The sequence below is a fragment of the Gemmatimonadaceae bacterium genome, from assembly GCA_037721215.1.
Lineage (GTDB): Bacteria > Gemmatimonadota > Gemmatimonadetes > Gemmatimonadales > Gemmatimonadaceae > UBA4720.
In genome coordinates this window covers 1-8244 of sequence record JBBJNV010000042.1, presented here as the reverse complement: position 1 = coordinate 8244, position 8244 = coordinate 1, and the positions used below count along the sequence as shown (strand labels likewise).

Genomic DNA, 8244 nt, shown 5'->3' with positions numbered 1-8244 from the left:
GTTGCCCCGCCCCAACCTTTTCACCCACAAACTGGATGAGGGGAACCGTTTGCAGTACACCAGAGCTCCGTACAAGAACAAACGACCCGGCCAGATACAGAAACTGCGCCGTAAGCAACCCGATGCCGATAATGTGATTCCGGCCAAGACCTCTGTAAGCCCAGCTCGTGTCGAGTGCGAAGGGTATCAATGACAGAGACGTAAGCAGGAGAACAAGGCGTCTCACCGGCGAGCCGACGAACCCGAAAGAGAAAGCAGCCACCACTCCAACTGCGCAGAGCGCCAGAATGAGTCTGACGATCGTCGCATCTGCAATAATCCCTTCGGCGCGCCCCGGATTGAGAGCAACTTCACGGGAGGAGATGACCCCGAACCCGGCAAGAAGGGCAATGCCGAGATACCCTACCGTTGCGGTCGCCAGACCCAGAATGCCGAACGCATCGACACCCAGCCGCCGCGCCAGCAAAGCGGTCGCGGCGAAGCCCGCCGCTCGCGCAAAGATTTCACTGGTGCCAAGCGCGATGAAATTGGAAAGCGGCCCGCGTGCCGGAGTGGCGGGCACATTCATGCGAAGACCCTCACCTCCGGCTTCTTCTTCCTTCTCGAAATGCTGTGAGCTGCAAGGCCGTACACGGCCGCGGCGACGTTGGTCGCATGGTAAAGAATCAGCATCGGCAACACACGGACGGCAAACCAGACGCCTCTGACTTCCGCGAACCAGGCAAGCAGCCGGTAATTCACGGCGATGAGTAGCACCAGGCACAGCGCAGGCGCGAACAGTGCCGCAACGCTCCCCACGAGTGCGGCCGCAACGAGCGACAGAAGAAAACCACCGACGAGCGCCACGCTGATCTTTTCCTGAGCGCCGACGCTAAGGCCGCTTCCGAACAACTGGCCGCGCTCGAGGAGCAACTCCATCCATGGCACTCCGCGGTGGCCGAAGTCCACCCGGAGCATCCGACCCAGCGTCCATCGCTTCAGATGAGTACCCTGGGTCTGGGGATCGAGCAGAATCCTTCCACCGCGGTCCCGCACCCGATATCCCAGCTCGACATCCTCGATCTGTGCCCGATGGTAGCGACTTTGGTCAAATCCGCCGGCTTCGGTAAATGCCGTCCGCGTCAGTGCCCCGCACCCGGCCCAGAAGCTGTTGACCTCGCCGCGGTTCCGGTGATGGATATAGTGATGCAGAAGATTTCGATACTGCGACACGAACCCGTCAGCACCTGGCCGGTCGTCATACGAACCGAATACGCCGGCAAGCCCTGGATCGCGCGTGAAATGCTCGAGAAGACGGGACAACGCGGAGGTGTGGACGCAGACATCGGAGTCAACAAAACAGAAGATATCGGAGCGGGCGGCCTCGGCTCCCCGGTTTCGCGCAAATGCCGGTCCCCGCGGACCATCCTCGATAGTGACAAAGCTGTCAGCCGACTTGCGAGCAACCGCCGGGCTTTCATCGGTACTTGCGTCGTCGACCACGATGAGCTCCCATTGGGAACGGGAGAGATCACTCGCGAGAAGGGCGGTGATGCACGCGCCTATCGTCGCCCGCGCATCATGAACGGGAACCACCACCGACAGGAGCGGCGGGTCACCCAACCCCGCCCCGTCGGAATCGCCATCTCGCATCCTAGTCTCCAGAAAAAGCAAAGTTAACTTCCTACCGCCGCAACGGCTTCAAAAAGGAGCAGCAGCCCTTGGACGTTTTCAGCAGTTCGTACGACTTTCACGAGCGCATCGAATCACCACTCACTTTCGTGCGGCGCGAATGGCAGCCGATACTCGTATTCGGAGGCGGGTTCACGATTGTAATGATGTTCGCGATTCTCGTGGTGGACCCATCCTACTTCTATCCGAGACTGTCCACCGATCCGCTTCTCTATTACCTGAAAGGTCTCTCATTCGCGGAGTTTGGACACACATCCGCCACCCTGACTGTAAATCGTCCGGCCTTCAGGTACGTCGCGATGCCGGGAGTTTTGCGTTCTCCGTTCATGATGATCTTCGATGATTTTGATTCACAGCTCCGTGCGATTCAGATCTCGAACGTTGCGATTGTGGCGTTGGTCGCTGTGATGCACGCGTACATCGTATCATGGGTGCTCCCGGTTGCACGTCACTGGATTGCAATCGGCTTTGCGTTCGGCTTCATGCTGCTGAGCCCTGTCTGGGCGGCCAACGTGTTCTCGCCGCTTGCGGAAGCGCCGTATTCGGCGTTCACGCTTGCGACGCTGATCCTCATCGTAAGGCTGGTTTGTTCAGAACGTGGATTGCGCCATCAAATTCCGACGATCGTTCTGGCGATCGCTTTCTTTGCGCTCGCTTTTCTGGTGAAGTTCACTGCTCCGGCCTTGCTGCTATTCGCCGCCGTGCTGGTTACTGGCCGGGCGAGGAAACACGGCACCTCAGGGCGAAGGCTCATAACCGGCGGGGCCGCAGCCTTCGGCGTGCTGCTGCTCCTTCTGGCGCTCAACTGGGACGTTCTCTCGAAACGCTACTTCCCTGATCTTCTCCATTTTTACCTGAATGCAGACAAGGTCGCAATGCTGTTTCACCTCGTCGGCTCTGCACTGCCCTCGCAGGTGATCCCCGATTTTCATCTTGCTTTTTCGCAGCCTCCGGCCCTCTACCCCTATCGGCCGGCCCTCATCTTCACAACAGGGGATCTGGTGCTGGCAGTGGTTGGCGTCATGATATCGGCGACGATGTTTTTCGGGATCTGGAAAGCGCGCGACCGGTTCGCGCCGGAGATTGCGTATTTCCTCTGCGCCTTGCCCCTCCTTGCCCTGATCATACCGAGCACGGCACGGTATCTGATGGCCTACCAGCCAATCATCTGGGTGTTTTTCTACCTCGGCGCCGCAACGCTGGTGCGACCTATAACTTCGCGCGTCCACTGGAACGCGTGGCTCCCAATTGGCGGTCTGCTGGTCGCAACTGCGCTTGCGGGCGGCCTGGTGCTACTTCGGTCGACGCGGCTCGCCGGCACCGAAGCGAAGCGAGCGACTTCGATCTCGATCGGCGAAACTCGCGCATATGTTGGCCAGGTATCGTCGACCTTTCGCGACTTGCGCGGCTTCCTTGATTCGCTCGACAGAAGCCGGACTCTCCTCATTGGAACGAGAGGCAATTTCGGGCGCTGGAAAGCGATCTCGGGGCTGAGTTACTTCAGGCCCGACAGCGCCCTGCCCCAAGCGACAGTCGAGCGCGACGTCTATCTGCTTCTGGAATGCGGGACGTTCGACACCTGCCAGCGGTTTTCCGCATGGGAGCGCCTCACCCAGGATTCACTCAATAAATTCGGAAAGTTCGAATATCAATCTGTCTTCGCGCGTTCCACCGAGCACGCGAAGGCGCAGGTCTTCAGGATGCGAATTCAGCCATGAATGTCAGACGCTGGAGGAGAAATCTGATTCTCGGGGGGCTGATCGTTGCGGGTGTTGGAGCAGGTTATGTCGTTGCGGGGGTGCCGCGCCCCGTGGAAGCGCTGAGCTTTGCAACCGCGTACGTTGCCCTTGGACTGCTGGCAGCGACACTATCCACCGGCCCGCGCAATGTTATCGAGGGCGCGCCGAATCCTGTAAGCACTCACCTTCGCCGCGACCTCGGCATCTCAGCAGCGCTGGTCGGCAGCGTTCACACGGTACTGGGCCTGCAGGTACACAAGGGCGGCGATCTGGCCGGTTACTTCGTGCCTCCCTGGCCAGCCCGCCTCGATGCGGCGCTTGGTTTTGTCGCGACGAATTGTATGGGAGCCCTTGCAACTGTCGTGCTGGTCATGCTGCTCTTGCTATCGAACGACTATTCGCTCCGCCGGCTCGGAACAGCCCGATGGAAGCGACTTCAGAGGTCGAGCTATCTGGCAATGCTGATGGTTGCGCTTCACGGTGCGATTTATCAGCTTCTCGAGAAGCGGAGCGTCAGCGCGGTGTTGTTTTTCGCGATGCTCGTCGCAGGGGTGCTTCTTGTTCAGCTTCGCGGAGTCGCGGCATACCGCGGTCGCTCGCTCCCTGGTTGAGAGGCGGCGCCGGCCGTCAAGCCTGAGTTTTTCCGCGGGCGACGCTCCGTAACGCAGCCAGACATGATTGTGCGCCGCGATCCCACGTGAGCGACCGCGCCCGGGTAGATGCGATAGCCCCCATTTCCGAGCGTAGGACTGCATCCGTGGCGAGGCGGCGCATCGCGTTCAGCAATTCGGTGCGGTTTCCGGGCGCCACAAATATTCCGCCGCCTTCGAGCAGCTCAGGTAAAGGACTCTCGGTTGTTGCGATCGCTGGAGTTCCGCATGCCGCCGCTTCGACAGCTGGAAGCCCGAAACCCTCACACTCAGAAGGGATTAGTAATGCAATGGCGCCGGCATGCAGTTTCGCCAGATCGTCATCCGTGAGAAAACCCGTCCAGTGAACGAGCGATGCTGTCTGTTCGTCATTAATTGCCTCTTTGATTGCCCTCTGGTCGCCGTGAAACACGTCGCCGTCGAGTGTGCCAACCAGGGCCAGGTGGGGTGCAAGAGGTCCTAGTTCGCGTGCCAGCTCCGCATGAGCACGGATTATCAGCGGCACGTTTTTGTGAGGATTGAAACCGCCCACGTAGGTGAACCACGGGGTCCGCTCCGGAATGCCGATTCGCCTTGCAACCGTTTCGACTTCACGCGCGGACGAATCGACTCGATATGCCGATGCCGGCGCCTCAAGTGCGACGGTTATCCTGCTCGCCGCAATACGATGCACCCGGGCAATATCCCGTGCCGCGTGATCGGAAACGGTGAGGATCCCGTCCGCCTGGCGCAGCGCGAGCCAGACCTTGAGGTTCCAGAACAGCCGCGCCCGGCGCGACGGCACGGTGAGTTCCGGAAAGCGCTCCGCAATTGCGTCGTGGATGGTGACGACGGCGGGCAGGCGCGGGGGGAGCGGAAAGTACGTGTACACGGATGGTGAGAAGAAACAATCGAGTTTTGTGCGCGAGACGGCGGCAGTCATTCGGAGCATGTCGACCGGAGAACGATTTCCTGACGCAGAGGCCGCCTGAGATGCTGATGTGGCAACCGGTACGATATCGCTGCTGGTGTTGCCCGCCTCAAGATCGAATCGCACTGCCGAATCGCCGTCGAGGAAGCAGACGAAGTGGTCTTCGGGCGCCGCCTCGACCATGGCTTGCACGATCTCACGCGTAAACCGGCCATAGCCCCGGTCGTTGGCCCAGCAGGTGGCGTCGATGCCTACACGCACGCTAAGCTTCCCACGCGCCGCGCGCCTCGCCCATTGCCCAGCAGGCGCCGAGCCAGAGGATGAGTGGCGATGCAGCGACAAAACGAGCGACGGATTCCCGCGGAAGTCCCGCCGCAGTCTGATCGCCAGCAGCGAGTCGGGTGTTCATGACCCGCCGCGCAATTCTTGCCAGCAGGACAAAAGGAACTACCGGCGAGGCGCCAATGATGCGGGCCCTCCCCACGCCACCGACGCTCGATCGCCACTTTCCAAAATGACGCCCATGGGCAAATCTCTGGGCGGAAATGGCGCCAAGGGTGAATGAACGGCCGAATTCGGCTGTTGCGGCAGGGATCATCATCAGAGTGTGCCCTTCCTTGCGGAGAATCTGGTGAAACGGCACTTCCCAGAACCCGTCGGCGAAGGTGGCAATGTGCCTGCGCAAATCGTCGCCTCGATACATGGCGTTGTCACCGGCAATTTCAGCTACGGGGCGGGGCGATCCCCCGCCGCCTGGAAGGAACGCGGAGTAGCGGAGGAAGTAAATGGCGGCATCGATGACCGATGTGCCGGCAGCCAGCGCGAGCGCACCTCCGGCACCGCCCACACCTGGCGTAGTAGGATGTTCGCTACCGGTTGCAGCCGGTGTGAGCGCAGCGCTAAGGGCGCGGCACCAGTCGTGCGGGACGGTTGAATGCCCGGTGGTAAAGGCCACCAGTTTTCCACGGGCTTTGGCTAACCCCGCCCCCCACAGGCGTGGCGTGAGGGTGCCCGGGGCCATGCGAATCAGCGTGGCCTCAGCAAAATGCAATTGGACGAGAGAAGCGGTTTCGTCACTCGAACCGTCGGCGACAATCAGCTCCGCGTCGAGGCCGGCAATACTGGCCATGATGGAGTGCAGGCAATCCTGGACCGATCTCGCCGCTTCGCTCGTCGCGACAACTACCGAGATTTCCGGGATCGTTGTGGCTCTGCCAGTTATTGCGAGGGACGACGCGTGGTTCTCTGGAATTGGCATTGCAGGGGGGACGCGAAAGGCCCGACGTGACGCCGGGCCTCGCGAAGATTTGAGCAATGCACCGTGTAGGAATCGAACCTACAACCTAGCGATTAAGAGTCGCTTGCTCTGCCAATTGAGCTAACGGTGCGAAAGCTTGTTGCACGATGGTGCGCCAGGAGGGAATCGAACCCCCGACCCACAGCTTAGAAGGCTGTTGCTCTATCCAACTGAGCTACTGGCGCAGGCAATGTCGCGGCTTAAGTCGGGGCGCCCGGATTTGAACCGGGGACCTCCTGCTCCCAAAGCAGGCGCGATACCGGGCTACGCTACGCCCCGAAAGAAGAAGCAAACTACCGAATGCGGCCGCGCTCGCGCAACAGAGCCACGAGCGCGCTGAACGCCCGCCCGCGGTGGCTCACAAGCGATTTTTCTTCCGCCGCCGCTTCGCCGAAAGTCTTAGCCAGGTCGCTCGACAGAAAATATGGGTCGTACCCAAATCCGTTTTCGCCCCGTGGAGCGCGCAGAATTTCCCCACGGGCGATCCCCTCTTCAACCCACTCGAACCCGTCCCCGACATAGGCTCCCGCGCAGACAAAACTCGCGGCCGGATGCAGCGTGTCACACAGCGCAAGCAGCAGCTTCCGGTTGTTGGCGTCGTCGAGATCCTGCCCGCTCAGGTCATCTCTCCCTGAGTAGCGACGGCTGTGCACACCCGGGGCGCCATTCAGTATGTCGACCGCAAGACCAGAATCATCCGCAATCGTCGGAAGACCGCTCAGCCGATGAAAATGGCCGGCCTTGGCAATAGCGTTCTCACGCAGTGTACCGAAGGCCTCGATATTCTCTTCGTCGTCGTGGTAAGGCAACCCCGCCGCGTCGAGACCAATCGTTGCCAGAGCAAACCCTCTGAAAAGCCCGTTCAGTTCGTCCAGCTTGCCGGCGTTGCGCGTGGCGAGCAGCAGCAGTCGGTCAACGCCCAAGCGCCGCCTGCTGCAATTCGTCCAGTTTCACGATGCCGGCAACTGCAAGATCGAGCAGACCGTTCAATTGCCCGCGGTCGAACGTCCCGTGCTCTCCGGTTCCCTGCACCTCAACGAACTGGCCTGTCGAGCTCATCACGACGTTCATGTCGACCTCCGCCCGTACGTCTTCCGGGTAATCGAGATCGAGCCTCGCTTCGCCATCGACAATTCCCACGCTTATTGCGGCGACACGCCGACGCACCGGCGAGGAAGGAATGTTTCCAGCCGCGACCATCCAGTCGAAGGCATCCACGATTGCAACGGCTGCGCCCGTGATTGCCGCCGTCCTCGTTCCCCCGTCCGCGACGAGCACATCGCAGTCGAGTTTCACCGTGAACTCACCAAAACTGAAATCGTCGAGCATGGCCCGCACGCTTCGGCCAATCAGTCGCTGAATCTCCTGCGTCCGTCCGCCGAGCTGTTTTCGCTCGCGCTCGGAACGCGTCTTTGTGGCTCGCGGCAACATCGCATACTCAGCGGTGAGCCAGCCGTTGCCGCTGCCCCGCCGCCACCCGGGCACGCCGGCCTCCACCGACGCAGTACACAACACCCGCGTCGACCCGAATGAGCTGAGGCACGAACCCTCGGCGTAAGGTGCAGATTCACGCTCGAGTGATATCAAACGCAACTCCGAGTTCGCCCGCTCCGTTCGAATTTGTCTATTCTCTGGCACTCAGTTTCTCGATGATCGATGTGGTTGACTGGCCCGGCGTAAGCGGCACGATGACGACTTCTCCTCCCCATTCCTTTATCTCGCGGGCGCCAACGACACCGGCCTGGGTGTAGTCGCCACCTTTCGCGATCACATCAGGCCGCAGGGCAAGAATGAGTTCGAGGGGAGTATCCTCGTCGAACATCACCACTACGTCAACCGCCTCGAGCCCAGCCAGCACATACGCCCGATCGGCTCCGTGTCGAACGGGACGGGCAGGCCCCTTCAATCTCTTCACCGATTCGTCAGTGTTGATCGCGACGACGAGACTGTCGCCGCAATTACGGGCCCGGGTGAGAC

At 60.7% G+C, this 8244-nt stretch carries 9 protein-coding genes and 3 tRNA genes; 2 read left to right on the top strand and 10 right to left on the bottom strand.

Annotation, left to right across the window (positions count from 1 at the left end; all coding sequences use genetic code 11):
- Positions 1-568, bottom strand: a 568-nt coding sequence (locus tag WKF55_16300; protein MEJ7761141.1) for an oligosaccharide flippase family protein, incomplete at its 3' end; no start/stop codon positions are given.
- The gene (locus WKF55_16295) at positions 565-1632 is read right to left on the bottom strand and encodes a glycosyltransferase (protein MEJ7761140.1); all 1068 of its coding nucleotides are present in this window, start codon (positions 1630-1632) and stop codon (positions 565-567) included. The genes WKF55_16295 and WKF55_16300, both read right to left, overlap by 4 nt.
- Positions 1633-1700: 68 nt before the next feature.
- Between WKF55_16295 and WKF55_16290 the strand changes: the two genes are divergently transcribed.
- Together WKF55_16290 and WKF55_16285 are read left to right on the top strand one after the other, a co-directional pair.
- Complete coding sequence (locus tag WKF55_16290) at positions 1701-3389, top strand: hypothetical protein (protein MEJ7761139.1); 1689 nt, start codon at positions 1701-1703, stop codon at positions 3387-3389.
- Positions 3386-4021 carry a ferric reductase-like transmembrane domain-containing protein gene (locus WKF55_16285; GenBank protein ID MEJ7761138.1) on the top strand — a complete coding sequence of 212 codons (636 nt, stop codon included), beginning with the start codon at positions 3386-3388 and terminating at the stop codon, positions 4019-4021. Before WKF55_16290 ends, WKF55_16285 begins: the two co-directional genes overlap by 4 nt.
- Positions 4022-4037: 16 nt before the next feature.
- Here the strand turns inward: WKF55_16285 and WKF55_16280 are convergent, their stop codons facing one another.
- The 8 genes from WKF55_16280 to WKF55_16245 form a co-directional block, all read right to left on the bottom strand.
- Positions 4038-5231 carry a glycosyltransferase family 1 protein gene (locus WKF55_16280; protein MEJ7761137.1) on the bottom strand — a complete coding sequence of 398 codons (1194 nt, stop codon included), beginning with the start codon at positions 5229-5231 and terminating at the stop codon, positions 4038-4040.
- Between the two features lies 1 nt (position 5232).
- Positions 5233-6228 carry a glycosyltransferase gene (locus WKF55_16275; GenBank protein MEJ7761136.1) on the bottom strand — a complete coding sequence of 332 codons (996 nt, stop codon included), beginning with the start codon at positions 6226-6228 and terminating at the stop codon, positions 5233-5235.
- A 57-nt stretch (positions 6229-6285) separates the two neighbouring features.
- Positions 6286-6358: transfer RNA gene (locus tag WKF55_16270), tRNA-Lys, on the bottom strand.
- 17 nt (positions 6359-6375) lie between these two features.
- A tRNA-Arg gene (locus WKF55_16265) sits at positions 6376-6452 on the bottom strand.
- A 20-nt stretch (positions 6453-6472) separates the two neighbouring features.
- Positions 6473-6546, bottom strand: a tRNA-Pro gene (locus tag WKF55_16260).
- Between the two features lie 14 nt (positions 6547-6560).
- Entirely contained in the window at positions 6561-7190 is a 630-nt protein-coding gene (locus WKF55_16255; protein MEJ7761135.1) for a non-canonical purine NTP pyrophosphatase, read from the bottom strand.
- Complete coding sequence (rph, locus tag WKF55_16250) at positions 7180-7905, bottom strand: ribonuclease PH (GenBank protein ID MEJ7761134.1); 726 nt, start codon at positions 7903-7905, stop codon at positions 7180-7182. Before rph ends, WKF55_16255 begins: the two co-directional genes overlap by 11 nt.
- On the bottom strand, positions 7892-8244 hold a 353-nt coding region (locus tag WKF55_16245; GenBank protein ID MEJ7761133.1), incomplete at its 5' end, for a D-glycero-beta-D-manno-heptose 1-phosphate adenylyltransferase. The genes rph and WKF55_16245, both read right to left, overlap by 14 nt.